Origin of the sequence: Geopsychrobacter electrodiphilus DSM 16401, assembly GCF_000384395.1 — a bacterium.
Taxonomy (GTDB): Bacteria; Desulfobacterota; Desulfuromonadia; order Desulfuromonadales; family Geopsychrobacteraceae; genus Geopsychrobacter; species Geopsychrobacter electrodiphilus.
In genome coordinates, this window is record NZ_ARWE01000001.1 from 3,047,129 (window position 1) to 3,061,184 (window position 14,056).

At 56.9% G+C, this 14,056-nt stretch carries 15 protein-coding genes and 1 riboswitch; of the genes, 2 read left to right on the forward strand and 13 right to left on the reverse strand.

Going from position 1 to position 14,056, the window contains the following annotated elements; genetic code table 11:
* Nucleotides 1-2: 2 nt before the first annotated feature.
* The 10 genes from cbiD to yihA form a co-directional block, all read right to left on the reverse strand.
* Nucleotides 3-1,058, reverse strand: a complete 1,056-nt coding sequence (cbiD, locus tag D888_RS0114420; protein WP_156827019.1) for a cobalt-precorrin-5B (C(1))-methyltransferase CbiD — start codon at nt 1,056-1,058, stop codon at nt 3-5.
* On the reverse strand, nt 1,055-1,687 hold the full coding sequence (locus D888_RS0114425; RefSeq protein ID WP_020677276.1) for a precorrin-8X methylmutase: 633 nt from the start codon (nt 1,685-1,687) through the stop codon (nt 1,055-1,057). The genes cbiD and D888_RS0114425 overlap by 4 nt, the downstream gene beginning before the upstream one ends.
* 20 nt (nt 1,688-1,707) lie before the next feature.
* Complete coding sequence (gene thiC, locus D888_RS0114430) at nt 1,708-3,015, reverse strand: phosphomethylpyrimidine synthase ThiC (RefSeq protein WP_020677277.1); 1,308 nt, start codon at nt 3,013-3,015, stop codon at nt 1,708-1,710.
* The gene (locus D888_RS21825; RefSeq protein WP_020677278.1) at nt 2,999-4,393 is read right to left on the reverse strand and encodes a cobyrinic acid a,c-diamide synthase CobB; all 1,395 of its coding nucleotides are present in this window, start codon (nt 4,391-4,393) and stop codon (nt 2,999-3,001) included. Before D888_RS21825 ends, thiC begins: the two co-directional genes overlap by 17 nt.
* On the reverse strand, nt 4,390-5,004 hold the full coding sequence (gene cobC / locus D888_RS0114440; RefSeq protein WP_020677279.1) for an alpha-ribazole phosphatase: 615 nt from the start codon (nt 5,002-5,004) through the stop codon (nt 4,390-4,392). Before cobC ends, D888_RS21825 begins: the two co-directional genes overlap by 4 nt.
* 3 nt (nt 5,005-5,007) lie before the next feature.
* Nucleotides 5,008-5,763, reverse strand: coding sequence for an adenosylcobinamide-GDP ribazoletransferase (gene cobS / locus D888_RS0114445; protein ID WP_020677280.1), 756 nt, complete (start codon nt 5,761-5,763; stop codon nt 5,008-5,010).
* The gene (cobT, locus tag D888_RS0114450; RefSeq protein ID WP_020677281.1) at nt 5,760-6,821 is read right to left on the reverse strand and encodes a nicotinate-nucleotide--dimethylbenzimidazole phosphoribosyltransferase; all 1,062 of its coding nucleotides are present in this window, start codon (nt 6,819-6,821) and stop codon (nt 5,760-5,762) included. Before cobT ends, cobS begins: the two co-directional genes overlap by 4 nt.
* A 58-nt stretch (nt 6,822-6,879) precedes the next feature.
* Nucleotides 6,880-7,401 (reverse strand): bifunctional adenosylcobinamide kinase/adenosylcobinamide-phosphate guanylyltransferase, encoded by a 522-nt coding sequence (gene cobU / locus D888_RS0114455; protein WP_020677282.1) that lies wholly within the window; start codon nt 7,399-7,401, stop codon nt 6,880-6,882.
* Between the two features lie 22 nt (nt 7,402-7,423).
* Nucleotides 7,424-7,999: a cob(I)yrinic acid a,c-diamide adenosyltransferase gene (locus tag D888_RS0114460; RefSeq protein ID WP_020677283.1), complete on the reverse strand. Its 576-nt coding sequence runs from the start codon at nt 7,997-7,999 to the stop codon at nt 7,424-7,426.
* A 28-nt stretch (nt 8,000-8,027) separates the two neighbouring features.
* Nucleotides 8,028-8,222: riboswitch (cobalamin riboswitch) on the reverse strand.
* A 42-nt stretch (nt 8,223-8,264) separates the two neighbouring features.
* Nucleotides 8,265-8,855 carry a ribosome biogenesis GTP-binding protein YihA/YsxC gene (gene yihA / locus D888_RS0114465; RefSeq protein WP_020677284.1) on the reverse strand — a complete coding sequence of 197 codons (591 nt, stop codon included), beginning with the start codon at nt 8,853-8,855 and terminating at the stop codon, nt 8,265-8,267.
* Nucleotides 8,856-9,055: 200 nt separating this feature from the next.
* On the opposite strand from yihA, the gene D888_RS0114470 reads away from it, so the two are divergent.
* Together D888_RS0114470 and D888_RS0114475 are read left to right on the forward strand one after the other, a co-directional pair.
* Complete coding sequence (locus D888_RS0114470) at nt 9,056-9,565, forward strand: ferritin (RefSeq protein ID WP_020677285.1); 510 nt, start codon at nt 9,056-9,058, stop codon at nt 9,563-9,565.
* A gap of 40 nt (nt 9,566-9,605) precedes the next feature.
* Nucleotides 9,606-10,094 carry a ferritin-like domain-containing protein gene (locus tag D888_RS0114475; protein WP_020677286.1) on the forward strand — a complete coding sequence of 163 codons (489 nt, stop codon included), beginning with the start codon at nt 9,606-9,608 and terminating at the stop codon, nt 10,092-10,094.
* Nucleotides 10,095-10,308: 214 nt separating this feature from the next.
* Here the strand turns inward: D888_RS0114475 and D888_RS0114480 are convergent, their stop codons facing one another.
* Genes D888_RS0114480 through gpmI form a run of 3 tightly spaced genes read right to left on the reverse strand, consistent with a single transcriptional unit; the run spans nt 10,309 to nt 14,045 of the window.
* A complete protein-coding gene (locus tag D888_RS0114480) occupies nt 10,309-11,772 on the reverse strand; it encodes an ATP-binding protein (RefSeq protein WP_020677287.1) in 1,464 nt (487 codons plus the stop codon).
* Nucleotides 11,773-11,802: 30 nt separating this feature from the next.
* Nucleotides 11,803-12,516: a ComF family protein gene (locus tag D888_RS0114485; protein WP_020677288.1), complete on the reverse strand. Its 714-nt coding sequence runs from the start codon at nt 12,514-12,516 to the stop codon at nt 11,803-11,805.
* A 26-nt stretch (nt 12,517-12,542) separates the two neighbouring features.
* Nucleotides 12,543-14,045, reverse strand: coding sequence for a 2,3-bisphosphoglycerate-independent phosphoglycerate mutase (gene gpmI, locus D888_RS0114490; RefSeq protein ID WP_020677289.1), 1,503 nt, complete (start codon nt 14,043-14,045; stop codon nt 12,543-12,545).
* Nucleotides 14,046-14,056: the final 11 nt, after the last annotated feature.

Consider the following 14,056-nt stretch of genomic DNA (forward strand, 5'->3'; position numbering starts at 1 on the left):
GCTTAAGCAAATTTACGCACCACCGTCCCCTGATAATCGACCAGCAGGAGCTGCAGAGCGGTGTCGGGAAGAATCTTGCGACAATGACGCAGCGCTTCGGCCGCCACCCTGTCGATCAGTGCCGATTCGGCGCCGAAGCTGACAAAAATATCGCGGGCAGTGTGGGCCAACTCTAGCTGTGATCTGTCGGCAGGGTCAAGGTCGATCTCGGTCGACCAGTGCCGCACCTGATCCAGATCGAGACTGGAGTTCCGCACATGGGTTTGCGGGTGACCGCAGGCGATTTTAATCAACTTGGCGAACTGTCCGGCCAGCACCAGGCGCGGCACCTGCTTGCGAGCGCAGGCGTCCAGGCAATAACCGATATGATCCCCCATCATAACAAAGGCTTCGTCCGGCAGCTGCGGTAGATAAATGCGCGCCGCCGTTTCGCTGCTGCGTCCGGTGCTCAGGACCAGTTCAGTCGTCGCGCTGGCCAGCCCGACATCCAGTGCCACCTCCAGCGTGTCGGTCCAGGCCTGATGGCTGATCGGACGTACGATGCCGGTGGTGCCGAGGATCGATAGCCCACCCTTAATGCCGAGCCGTGCGTTCATGGTCTGAAGCGCGCGAACTTCTCCTTCGGGGATGAAAATTTCAACGCGGAAGCCACCGACCGGGAAGACTTCACGCAGCGCAGTTGTGATCATCTGACGCGGCACCGGATTGATCGCCGGCTCACCAACCGGCAGAGCCAGCCCCGGCTTGGTGATAGTGCCGACCCCGACCCCGGCGACAAATTCGAGGATTTCTCCCGGGATGCGACTCAGGCGCGTGCCGATCTCAACCCCGTGAGTCACATCGGGATCATCACCGGCATCCTTGATCACAGTAGCTAGCGCGGCATCTTCATCAAATTGACAGCTGTGCAGCACAAAACGCACCCGATCCCCAGCTGGCATCGCCACCAGGACCTCGGTGGGCGAAACGCCATCGCGCATCAGTTGAGCCGCGCCCAGGGTCGCGGCGGCGGCGCAGGTGCCGGTGGTAAAACCGCTGCGCAGGACCTTCTTCATCAATCAGCGGCCTGCAGCATGAGCGCATTCAGAATGGTCGCCGCAATCGCCGAGCCGCCCTTGCGCCCGCGACAACAGATATAAGGGAGTTCACTGCGACAGAGTGCCTCTTTCGACTCGGCCGCGCCGACAAAGCCGACCGGCACCCCAACCACCAGCGCCGGGTCGACCGCTCCCCCCTCAGCCAGGCGCAGGAGCTCAAACAGCGCCGTTGGCGCATTGCCGATCAGAAAGAGATTGCATCCCTCTTCGACCCCTTTGCGCAGCGCCATGATTGAGCGCGTGACGCCCTTTGCCTTCGCAGCCGTAGCGACATCGCTGTCTGCCACATGACAGACCGCGCTTCCACCCAGTTTGGCCAACAGGGTCTTATTGATCCCTGAAAGCACCATGTTGGTGTCGCACAGGATCTTCGCCCCGCCACGCAGGGCATCAATGCCACGCACAACCGCCAGAAACGAAAACTCGGTCGAATCGACAAAGGAGAAATCAGCGGTGGTGTGAATAACACGCCGCACCAGGGGCCACTGCTGTTCATCGAATTGATGCGAACCGACCTCGGCATCGATAATGCGGAAACTTTCAGTCTCGATCGCTTCGGGTTTGACAATCGTCGGGCCTGTACCAGCCATAAAAAATCCTTTAGTGAAGATTAAACCTTATCCCCGCGCAGGTCCTGCTTGAACAGTTCGCCCGCGCCGCGTGAGGCGCAGAAATCGCCACACATGGTGCAGGTATCCTCATCCTCGGGGGTGCGACTGGCGCGGATGGCACGGGCGTCTTCGGGGAAGAGCGCCAGTTCAAACTGTTTCTCCCACTTGAGGTCGCGCCGCGCCTTGCTCATCTCTTTATCACGCTCGCGGCCGCGTTCCGGGTACTTGTTCATGTCGCCGATATAGGCCGCGATCTTGGCCGCCTTGACCCCGTCGATCACATCCTTTTCGTTGGGCAGGGCCAGATGCTCGGCAGGAGTAATATAACAGATCAGGTCGGCACCGTAACGGCTCGACTGCGCGGCACCGATGGCAGCGGTGATGTGATCGTAGCCGGGAGCGACGTCGCTCGAGATCGGGCCGAGCATATAGTAAGGGGCACCGCCGCTCATCCGTTTCTGCAGGCGGATGTTGGTCTCAATCTCGTCCAGCGGCATATGTCCCGGGCCTTCAACCAGCATCTGACAACCCATCTCATGCCCGAGTTCGGCCAATTCACAGTTGATCAAAAGCTCCTGAACCATGGCGCGGTCATGACTGTCGTGAATCGCCCCGGCGCGCAGACCGTTGCCGAGGGAGAGCACCACATCATACTTCTTGAGGATAGCGCAGACCCGGTCGAATTGTGCGTAGAGTGGATTCTCGCGGCCGTTCTTCATCATCCAGGCCACCATCGAGACCCCGCCCTTGCTGACCAGACCTCCATAACGATAACCCTGCTTGCGCAGCCGTTCAATGGTGTAGAGGTTGATACCACAATGAATCGCCATGAAGGCCAGTCCATCGGCGCACTGCTGTTCAATAATATCGAAGAGCATCTCCGGGTCGAGCTTGTTCGGATCACCATATTTGCGTGCCGCCTCGCAGAAGGCCTGATAGAGCGGTACGTTGCCGACCGGTAGATCGACGGCGGCGATCACTTCGCGGCGCACCCGATCGAGGTCACCACCCACCGAAAGCTCCATCAGGGTATCCGCGCCAGCGGCCTGAGCGGCCAGGGCCTTGCGGATTTCGGCGTCGTAATCGACGATATCACTGCTGGTGCCGATGGAGGCGTTGACCTTGGTGCGCATCCCCTTCCCGATTCCGGCCGAGAGCGGATTGCGCTTAAGGTTGTTGGGGATAACCACCTTCCCCTCGGCGACCATCTGGCGTACGAACTCTTCAGTCAAGCATTCATTGTTGGCTACGGCCGCCATCTGCGGTGTCACAACACCCTGCCGGGCGAATTCAATCTGGGTTGCCACGCGGTACTTCCTCCTTGATGCATTCACAAAAATTCACGAAATTTTCTGCCAGTTGCGGGTTGCTGCCGAAATGCAGATGCACATAGCTGGCAAGCACATTTTTGTAACTGAACCCTTCACTGCCTAAATCGGTCCCGCCCTTGCGACTGAGACGATAACTGCGCCCGACCGAATCGGGCATCTCGACTTCCGAATAATGGAACTCATGCCCACGAGCGATGGTGCCGGCCGGTCCGAGGGGGGTGTCACTACTGAAACAGACTTCGCGGTAGCCGAGGGCTTTGCGCTCTTCCAACAGGCGCGACCGCGCCGGGAAAATGCCGCACATGGGCTGATCATTCAACCCCGCACACAAGAGCAGCATGCCTCCGCACTCGGCGTAGATTGGCAGACCCGCATCGGCGGCACTGCGCAGTTGTGCGATCAGTTCAGTATTCGCCGCCAGCTGCTCGAGATAAAGCTCGGGATACCCACCGGGCAAATAAAGTCCATAAATCCCCTTCGGTAAGGGCTCGATCAGTGGCGAAAAGAAAATGAGCCCGGCGCCGACCGCTTCGAGGGCTTCCAGGTTTTCCGGGTAGCAGAAACAGAATGCCGCGTCACGCGCCACGGCAATTATGGGTTGAGTCCCCCTCACCCGGCCTCTGTCCATCTTCTCCCTCAGAGAGAGGGGCTGGGGGTGTTGGACGGGATGAGGTTGCAGCCCAACCAGCAGAGCATCCAGATCAAGATGCGCTTCCACAAGATCCGCCAATACGGCATAGTCGACGGCCTGCTCTCCGGCGGTAACCAGCCCCAGATGACGCTCGGGCAGATTCGCTTCTGCTTTACGTGGCAAGCAGCCGAGCAGTGGTGGCAGGCCGGGGACAGATGCCAGCGCGGCCTTCAGCAACTCCGCATGGCGGCTCGAACCGACGCGATTGAAGATCACCCCGGCAAACTGCAGCCGCGGATCGAAGTCGACAAAACCCTTCACCAGCGCCGCGGCGCTGCGCGCCTGCGAACGCGCGTCGACCACTAATAAAATTCGACCGTTCAGCCAGCCCGCGACTTCTGCAGTCGAGCCCTCATCGGATTCCCCTGAGGCCCCATCAAACAGGCCCATGACCCCTTCGATGAGCGCGACATCGGCGCCGGCACAGCCCCTGACATAGGTCGCGCGTACCGCCTGCTCGCCACACATCCAGCCATCAAGGTTGCGGCTGACCCTGCCGCTGGCTGCGGCATGATGGCTGGGATCGATAAAATCAGGCCCGACCTTGAAGGGTGCGACCACTAACCCGCGGCGTTTCAGCGCCGCGAGCAGGCCGAGGGTCAGGGTCGTCTTGCCGCTCCCGCTCGCCGGAGCAGCGACGATTATAGGTTGAAGCCCGCTCACGTCTCAGTCTCCGCCGCATTCAACAGCTGCACCGTGGTATACCCGTCAGCAAAAAAGTCGATGATATTGTAACAGCCATAGCTCTGCTCAAGATGAAACATCTGGGTCAGCGGCGCACCGATCGCATCAAGCAGAATCACTCTGTTGACCCCACCGTGGGCGACCAGCGCGATCTCTTCACCCGGGTGTTTTGCGAGCAGTTCAGCGACGACCAGGCGCACCCTGTCAGCCATCTGCTGCAAGTTTTCGCCACCCGGCGGTGCAATATTGACCAGGTCATTGAGACGCGCCTGCCATTCAAGCGGCCAGCGCAACTGAATCTCATCCCAGGTCAAGCCCTCCCAGTCGCCGATATGCAATTCCCGCAACCGCGGATCCTGGACCGGGTTCAGGTGATGCTGGGTCCCAATCAGGTTTGCGCCAAAAGCTGAGCGACAGAGGTCGCTGCTGTAAACGGCAGTCAGCGGGACAGACATGACCCTTGCGGCATAACCGTGCGTCTGCCCAATCCCTAAAGCGGTCAGGGGCACATCAGCCTGGCCGTTATAGCGCCGGGCTTCAAAGCCGACAACCTGACCGTGACGCATAAGATGAAGACGCATTTTCAGCATTTTTTAACTTCCAAAGGTCGCCAGCACCAGCAGTAGAACCAGCACCTCGACCATTTCGGTCACCGCGCCGAGCACATCACCGGTGACCCCACCGAGGCGACTTTCGAAATAGCGCAGAATCAGCATGGTAGCTATCCCGAGCAGAAAAACGAGAAAGATCCCCTTGACCGAAAAAAGGACCAACGAGGCGACAATCAGGGTGGCGGTGGCGCGTAAAAACTCGGGCTGACCGACATTCTCGACAAAGGCACTGCCGGTCCCGCCTTCGGAGCGGACATAGGGGGCATAGCAGCAGAGACAAACCTGCATCCAGCGGCCAGCGGCCGGCATGAAGATCAGCGCGGCATTTTTATATTCCAGCGGCACATGATAGAGGCTCAGATATTTGAGCAACAGCACCATCACCAGTCCGACCACGCCGATGGCTCCGACCCGGCTGTCTTTCATGATTTCGAGCATCGAGGCCCGATCCTTGCCACCCGCCAGGCCGTCAAACAGATCGGCGACGCCGTCGAGGTGCAGCGCGCCGGTCGCCGCAATCAGCAGCAGGACCAGCAGACAGTCGAGCACGGCGCGCGGCAACAGCCCCTGTAGCATCCAGTTGGCCACACACAGACCCAGCCCCAACAGCAGCCCGACCGCAGGGAAGAGGCCCATGCTGCGTCCCAGCATTTCGGGAGTGGCCTTGATATCCCGACCGACCGGGAAAACGGTCAGAAAGGAGATCGCCAGACGGAAGTCATCCCAGCACGCCCTCATTGATCATCGCCGGCGGAAACACCCGCATCATCAAAGGTCCGGACCTCGCGCAGGACCTGCAGGCTGGCTTCGATCAGGGTCATGGCCAGGGCACCACCGGTCCCCTCGCCGAGACGCAGATTCAGATCGAGCAGCGGTTGCTGACCGATCCGTTGCAGCATGTGCCGATGCCCGATCTCGACCGACTGGTGGGCGGCGAAGATATAGTCGCGCACATGCGGATGAAGTTCCGACGCAATCAGGGCGCCGGCAGTCGAAATGAAACCATCGACCACCACAGGCAGGCCTTCGGCCGCGCAGCCCAGAACCAATCCGGCGATCCCTGCGATTTCGAAGCCACCAACCTTGGCCAGAACATCGATCGGATCCTCTGGATCGGGCTGATTGATCTCGAGCGCCCGGTTGATCACTTTAATCTTCTTGCCGAGGGCGGCATCATCAATGCCAGTGCCGCGATGGGTCACCTGGAACGGCGTCAATCCGGTGAACGCCGCGACGATCGCCGAAGAAGGGGTGGTATTAGCAATCCCCATGTCGCCGGTACCGAGCAGATCAACGCCATCGTCCTTTGCCTGAGCGGCCAGTTCAACCCCCGCCTGCAATGCCGCCAGGGCCTGCTCACGGGTCATGGCCGGGCCAATAGCAATATTCCCGGTCCCCATGGCGATCTTGCGGTCAATCAGTCCGGAAAGGCCGGCGAAGTCATGATTAACCCCCATGTCGACCACCCGCACTTCGGCACCGGCGTGACGGGCCAGGGCATTTACCGCCGCCCCACCCTCGATGAAGTTGTAAACCATCTGCGGCGTCACCTCCGCGGGAAAGGCGCTGACCCCTTCGGCAGCAACGCCGTGGTCGCCGGCGAAGGTGTAAATCCGTTTGGCGCGAATATCTTCACGACCCGTGATCGCAACATAGCGTCGGCTCAGCTCTTCAAGCCGCCCGAGTGAACCCTGGGGCTTGGCCTGACGATCGATGCGCGACTGAATGGTTTTTAGTTTCTCTTCGCTGATCGGCTGAATGCGCGCGAAGACAGCTTGCAGATTAAAATCGGACATGACGTACCTCAAAAAAAGAGTTCCCTCGCCCTGAGGGAGAAGAGTAAAATTCCAAGTTTTATTTCAATTTCAACGGCAAACCAGCGACCACCAGCCAGGCGTCATCGGCCGCTGCGGCCAGGCGTTGATTGACAATTCCCGCCAGATCGCGAAAATGTCGCGCCAGCGGATTGTCAGGTACAATCCCGCTCCCCAATTCATTACTGACAAGATACAAAGGCTCATCCAGCTGCCAGGCCAGTTCGAAAAAACGGTCGACCTCGGCGAGAATCGGGCCCTGTTTCTCCTCAAAATGAAAGAACAGATTGCTGATCCACAGGGTCACGCAATCGAGCAAAATTGCCCCTTTGCCCGGGGCCGACTCCAGGAGTTTGTCGGCCAGCCAGAGTGGTTCTTCCAGCAGGTGCCAACGTTCACCTCGCGTCTCCTGGTGCAGGCGCACGCGGCGCAGCATCTCATCATCTTCTGCCTCGGCCGGAGCGATATAGAGCAGTTTCCCCTTATGCTTCTCAGCCAACTGCTGGGCAAAATTACTTTTCCCACTACGCGCACCACCGGTGATAAAGATCATCTGCCCCATAGAAACTCCTCCCGTCACTCGGTTAAAACTCTATCCCCTTACGCGCTGCAACTCCCTGTGCATAGGGGTGTCGCACAGCGTCCATCGATGTCACCAGATCGGCCCGCTCGATCAACTCGGCTGGCGCATAACGGCCAGTGAGAACTAACTCGGTCGATGGCGGGCGATTATCGAGCAGTTCAAGCGCATCAGTCAGGGGCAGGTAGTTTTTGCGGAACAGCCCGTTGAATTCGTCGAAAACAGCCAGATCATAATTAAGAGCGAGCGCTTTTTTAGCGCACTCAAAAGTTTTGCGCACATCGGTGGCGACGGCTGCAGAATCAGCCGCGGCATAAATACCGCCCAGCCCGGCATCAATAATATCAATCCCGTCCATCTCGCGGAGCATCCGGACTTCGCCACTGTCGGGTTGGGCGGATTTGAGAAAACGCACCAGCAACACCCGCCAATTGTAGCCCAGGGCCCGCAGAATCAGACCGGTGGCAGCCGTCGTTTTCCCCTTACCCGAACCGGTATATATTTGCAGCAGACGCTTCACCAGGACACTCCAGTCAAAAAGACCCCACTGCCGAAAAGGCACCGGGGTCATGTCGCGCATGGACTCCGGCTCTTTCCCGCGAAAGAGGCAGCGTTACTAAAACCGGGCAGGTCTCCTGGCTTGTGGGTCAGCTTACTGACCGGCCCTTCCCGCTCGAAAAGAGCAGTGGTCTGCCGGCGTTCATCGCCACTTACAGTTGCGGGGCAGCGAGGGACTTAAACCCTCTTCCCTATTCTCCAGCCATTGGCAACCAACAGCTGACACCTGGTTCGTTAAGACTGTGAAGCTCATTTTCTAGCAGAGCACCACTAAAAAAGCAAACGGCTCAGTCAGCCTCCGCCAGGGCCGACTCGATCAATTCCCAGATCGCTTCATTCCCTTCACGGGTATGAGCCGAGAACAGGGTAAAGGCGTTTTTTCCCAAGCCCGTCGCTTCGGCGATTTTAGCGATCTGAGCGCTCCGCTGACTCCGCGGCAGTTTATCGATTTTGGTGATCACCGGAATGGTAGGCACCCCAAACTCTTCGAGCCAGTCGATCATCTGGATATCTTCTTCACGCGGCTCACGTCGGATATCCAGAATAAAAACGACCGCACGCAGATTGTCTCTCGTTTCCAGATAGGTGCGCATCATCGGTCCCCACTGTTTTTTTACCTCGGGGGGAACCTTGGCGAATCCGTACCCGGGGAGATCAACCAGGGTGAAAGTCCCGTTGATATCAAAAAAATTAATCAACTGGGTCCGTCCCGGAGTCGCTGAGGTCCGCACCAATTTGCGCCGATTCACCAGCACATTGATCAAGGAACTCTTCCCGACATTACTGCGCCCGGCAAAAGCGATCTCGGGGAGATCGCTGATCGGGTAATTGACAGGCCGAGTGGCACTCTTAATAAATTCAGTAGAAACAATTTTCACGAAGAACTCCGAAAAACAATAGCTCAAGACAAAACAGACCAGCGCACAATAGCCGATCCACTCCCCTCGGGGCAACAAGATCGCGATTGAAAGTATTGGTCTCACTGTTAAGATGGTGTATACTGTTAAACGATCGGGGCGTTGCTTTTGCGCCCCGTTGACTTATTATCCAACAAACTTGTTCCCTGGAGGGCTAAAAAATGCTTAGTAAAAAGCTACAGGATGCGATTAACGAGCAGATTGCTTTTGAAATCTCCTCCGCACTCATCTACAAGGCAATGCAGGCATATTTTGAACATGAAGATCTTCCCGGTTTTGCCAACTGGATGGACGTGCAGTATCAGGAAGAACTTTTTCATGCAAACCGCTTCTTCACCTATGTCTGCGATGCTGGTGGCCTTGCCGCGATGCTCCCATTTGAAGGCGCTCGCAATGATTATGAGTCGCCGCTTGAGGCGTTCCGGGTTACCCTTGATCATGAGCAGCAAGTCACGGCTCGCATCGGCAAACTGATGGACCTGGCCCGTGAGCAGGGTGATCATGCAGCGCAAATCATGCTGCAATGGTTCATTACCGAGCAGGTAGAAGAGGAAGCCTCTGCCGGCCTGATCATTCGTAAACTTGAAAGGGTTGAAGGCGACGGCCGCGGGCTGTTGATGCTTGATCAGGAATTGGCACAACGTGTTTATACTCCGCCTGCCGGCGCGTAACTAAAAGCTGTAACAATTTTATTTTCAGAGGAGAGCAATGATGTCAGATGTACAAAATGCATTGAAGCGCTCGGTTCAAACCGAGAAAAATGCCATGAACTATTATCAGATCGCCGCCAAGCACATGAAAGACGTTGGTGCGATCAAGACCTTTGAACTGCTGGCCCGTGAAGAGCGCGACCATGCCAAGCAATTCTTTGATAGCTATGATGGCGATGATATGCCGAGCTTTGAAGATTTCATCAATGCCCCCCCGGAGAATGAGTCCGATTGGTTGTCTGATCTTGAAAAGGCCATTGCCAGCGGCCTGAACGAGCGCAAGGCGATGGAGTTGGCTCTTGAGAAAGAGAAGAAGCTTGAGGAGAGCCTGCGCGAAATGGCCGGCAAAGTTTCTGACCCGAAAGTTGCGGCTGTTTTTGAGGCCAATGCCAAGTCGACCCACAACCATTATGTGATTATTGAGTCAGAATTTGCACGTCTGATGGGAATGGTTCACGAAACCGATATCGATACCTTCGTTCGCGAATAATCCGGAGATCATCCAACTAAAAAAAGGGTTCCGTCGTCTGACGGGACCCTTTTTGGTTTTTTCTTTTCCTGGCATTTTCGCAACGCCGGGGTCTTTATTTTGCCGATAGTGACAGGGGAAAAGCGATCTTTTTAAGCTCACCCTAATCTTCTGAAGACACAAGCCCCTCTTCACCATTCTCATTCAAACGCTGGCACGCGCTGCCAGAACATGATTAAGCCTCAGGCTCATCAAAAAATTCAACGACAAAAGTCGCGCCACCACCCTCGGTCTTTTCGACGTGAACCTTTCCGCGATACAGACGAGCAATTTTCCGGACCGTCGCCAGACCGACCCCCGTCCCGGGAGCATGTATCCCTTCGGCGCCCCGTTGAAACGGCTCAAAAATCAGGTCTTGCTCTTCACTCACCACCCCTGGACCGTGATCAATAACACGAACCTGAATTCGACCAGGGAGTCTCTCCCCCTCAATCTCGATCCTGGGATCCTGACCAACGGCGTAGGCCAGGGCATTACGCAGCAGATTTCGGAACAGATCAACCAGCAGGCTCTCAGGAACCCGCACTTCGGGCAATTCCCCAATCTCAATGCAGGCCTTTTTGCGCAGAATCTGGACGGCCAGCTCCTGTCGCACCTCTTCCAGCACCCGGTTGATCGACACCGGCTTTATCGGGCGAGACACCTCCCCGACGCGCGCCAGCGTCAGCAAGTCTTCGAGCAGCGCCTGCATGCGGCGCCCGGTCGATTCAATTTCATGCAGGCAACTGACTGCGGTTGCATCAAGATTTGGTCCATACTGCTCAATTAAAAACTCGGAGAAACCGATCAGTGGCGTCAGGGGAGAACGCAGATCATGGGAAACGGTCGAGACAAAAGCATCTAATTCGGCGTTTGCGTGTTTCAAGCGTATTTCAGTTTGCAAACGCTCGGTAATATCACGACAGACCCCCAGCTTACGTACCCTTCCATCGGCTTGATACAACGGGGAATGGATAATTTCGTAGGTTCGATTCGACATGGGAAGCCTGCGTTCCTGCCGGACGATCTCCCCTTGCTTGACCAGAGGCAAAGGGCAGTCGTCACAGACGCGTGGCAGACCATGCATCACCTCGTAACACTTGCGCCCTCGGGCCTCACCCAGCAGTTCCTGCATTGCCCGATTCATGAAACTGACCTCAAAATCTTCGGTACAGATATACGCCAGATCCAGCATGCCATCGAGGACAGCACGCAAATTTCGCTGTTCCTGCCCTAGCTCAACCGTACGTTCGTCGACCTCGGCCTTGAGGTTTTGCTGAAGCTGCTTCAGCTGGGTAATGTCGACGAAAGACTCGATCCCCCCGAGGAGATCGCCCTTTTCGGTATAGAGCAGGTCAAGGTTTTTGCTCAGATCAATGCGGCGCCCATCCTTGTGGCGGATTGAGCAGCTAATCCCCCTGAGAGGCTTGGGAATGCCGGGATCGAACAGTCCACATTTTGTGCCGCAGGGAATCCCCTCGAGAAAAGAACAATGCTTGCCGACCACATCAGTCGCAAGAAAACCGGTAATCCGCTCGGCTTCGACATTCCAGTAGACAATTGACATGTCGGGGTTAACCATGAACAGTCCGGTCGGAATGGTCTGCAGCAGCTTGTCAAGCGGATAGACTTCGAAGAAACGTTTGGCCAGGCTGTCCATCGGTTCTCCTTCTGTTAAAAAACATCCAAGTCAGTGTCTTGGCGCGCGGGCAATCACAGCAACCCTTACCTGCCCGGAACCGGCAACCATCAGCGCCTGTGCGCAGGCCCTGATGGTTGCACCCGTAGTCATCACATCGTCGACCAACAGAATCCCGCGGCCATCAAGCCTGCGGGGTGAAACGAAGGCGCCGCCCAAGTTTAGCGCACGCTGACGAGCTCCGAGACCCTGTTGCGGCGGATTATCTTTAATTCGCTGTAAAACCTGGGAACATAAGGGCCTTCGCAATTTAAACGCCAGCATTTTTGCGAGCAACAGCGACTGGTTATATCCTCGTTGTCGCAAGCGCGAGACGTGCATGGGGACCGGGACAATAATGTCATCCCGATCGACGCTGGAGACCCGGGGCAACAGCAGGCTGACCAGAGGGCGATCAAGATCGATGGCTCCCGAATATTTAAACCGTTGCAACGCTGTTTTCAGACTCCCGGCATAAAGCCCTGCAGCGGAGACCTGAGAGAAGCACGGGGGCTTGCGGCAACACTCAGCACAAAGGTGGGCGCTGCTGTTTTCAGAGACAAAGGGGAGTGCACACCGACTGCAACGCCCGGCCGGCAAGGGGGAGATATTGGATACACAACTGAGACAAAAGGGTGAAGAAGCACCCCGCAACAGAACTCTACAGATGGGGCAGACCGGGGGGAACAGCAGATCAACCAATCCGCTTATTTGTTGGCCGACCATATTGTCCCCCCTCCTGACATTAACATTTACCTGACCAGCAGACTCGTGCCGGCCATCTCATGCGGGACAGGTATGTTCAATAATTCGAGGAGGGTCGGAGCGAGATCGGCGAGAATGCCGCTACGTAAAGAACACTCCCGCTTCAGATCAACGAAGATCAGCGGGACCGGATTACAGGTGTGGGCGGTGAAAGGCCCACCCTCTGCATCGCGCATCTGTTCGCAGTTACCATGATCGGCGCTGATCAACAATGCCCCCCCCGCGGCCAAAACCCGCTCAACAACCTGCCCCACACATGCATCCACCGTTTCAACGGCTTTTATGGCGGCATCCAGCACCCCGGTATGACCGACCATATCGCAATTTGCGTAGTTCACCACGATCAGATCGTATGCCGCAGAATCAATCCGCGAAAGGAGTTCGGCCGTCACTTCAGCCGCGCTCATCTCGGGTTTCAGATCGTAGGTCGCGACGTCTTTGGGAGAGGGAATCAGCACCCGTTCTTCCCCGGCGAAGGGTGTTTCGATTCCGCCATTAAAAAAGAAGGTGACATGAGCGTATTTTTCAGTTTCAGCAATGCGCAACTGTTTGAGTCCGGCGGAAGCGACCACCTCGCCCAGAATTTTCTGTGGTGTTGCCGAAGAAAAGGCGACCGGGAGGTTGAAGTTCTCGTCATACTCTGTCAGACACACGTATCCTTCTAGTTTTACTTTCTCCCGCCGCTCAAAACCGCTGAAATTCGTAGCAGTCAAAGCGCGCGTCATCTCGCGCGCACGGTCCGCACGAAAATTGAAAAAAATAACCCCGTCGCCATCTGCAACCTCACCGCCCCCATCAATAATCCAGGGTTCGACAAATTCATCGCCCTGACCAGCGGCATAGGCAGCAGCTATGGCTTCCGCAGAGCTCGCGGCAGTCTGACCGACACTCTCAGTCAACGCCAAATAACTGCGCTCCACACGATCCCAGCGCTGGTCACGGTCCATCGCCCAGTATCGACCGCTGATCGTAGCGACACGTCCAATGCCAACCGCGATCAGCTCTTTTTCCAAAGCAGCAAGATAATCAATCCCGCTACGCGGCGGGGTGTCACGTCCGTCCAGGATAACGTGAACACAGACCTCCCTCACCCGGGTCTGACGCGCCAGGCGCAAGAGCGCATAGAGGTGGCTGTTATGCGAATGGACACCCCCATCAGAAAGCAACCCCAGCAGGTGCAAGGTTCCTCCCGAGGCGGCCAGACGACGACACAGCTGAACCAGGACAGGGTTATCGAAGAAGGACCCATCATCAATCGCACGACTGATCCGGGTCAACTCCTGATAGATGATGCGACCGGCACCAATATTGAGATGTCCGACCTCTGAATTCCCCATCTGTCCGGCCGGCAGGCCGACATTCAGACCAGAAGTACCAAGGGTGCTGGTTGCAAAATCAGCCTGGAGGCGATCGAGATTCGGGGTCTGGGCCAGACAGACCGCATTGGCCTCGCAACTGGGGTTGAGACCCCAGCCGTCGAGAATCATCATGACAACAGGCT

Bases quoted from the DNA above. Each gene is read 5' to 3' on its own strand.
- D888_RS0114425 (WP_020677276.1), bottom strand. From the start codon at position 1,687: ATGGCTGGTACAGGCCCGACGATTGTCAAACCCGAAGCGATCGAGACT.
- cobC (WP_020677279.1), bottom strand. From the start codon at position 5,004: ATGCTGAAAATGCGTCTTCATCTTATGCGTCACGGTCAGGTTGTCGGC.
- cobS (WP_020677280.1), bottom strand. From the start codon at position 5,763: ATGAGGGCGTGCTGGGATGACTTCCGTCTGGCGATCTCCTTTCTGACC.
- cobT (WP_020677281.1), bottom strand. From the start codon at position 6,821: ATGTCCGATTTTAATCTGCAAGCTGTCTTCGCGCGCATTCAGCCGATC.
- cobU (WP_020677282.1), bottom strand. From the start codon at position 7,401: ATGGGGCAGATGATCTTTATCACCGGTGGTGCGCGTAGTGGGAAAAGT.
- D888_RS0114460 (WP_020677283.1), bottom strand. From the start codon at position 7,999: ATGCGCGACATGACCCCGGTGCCTTTTCGGCAGTGGGGTCTTTTTGAC.
- D888_RS0114470 (WP_020677285.1), top strand. From the start codon at position 9,056: ATGCTTAGTAAAAAGCTACAGGATGCGATTAACGAGCAGATTGCTTTT.
- D888_RS0114475 (WP_020677286.1), top strand. From the start codon at position 9,606: ATGTCAGATGTACAAAATGCATTGAAGCGCTCGGTTCAAACCGAGAAA.
- D888_RS0114480 (WP_020677287.1), bottom strand. From the start codon at position 11,772: ATGGACAGCCTGGCCAAACGTTTCTTCGAAGTCTATCCGCTTGACAAG.
- D888_RS0114485 (WP_020677288.1), bottom strand. From the start codon at position 12,516: ATGGTCGGCCAACAAATAAGCGGATTGGTTGATCTGCTGTTCCCCCCG.
- gpmI (WP_020677289.1), bottom strand. From the start codon at position 14,045: ATGATGATTCTCGACGGCTGGGGTCTCAACCCCAGTTGCGAGGCCAAT.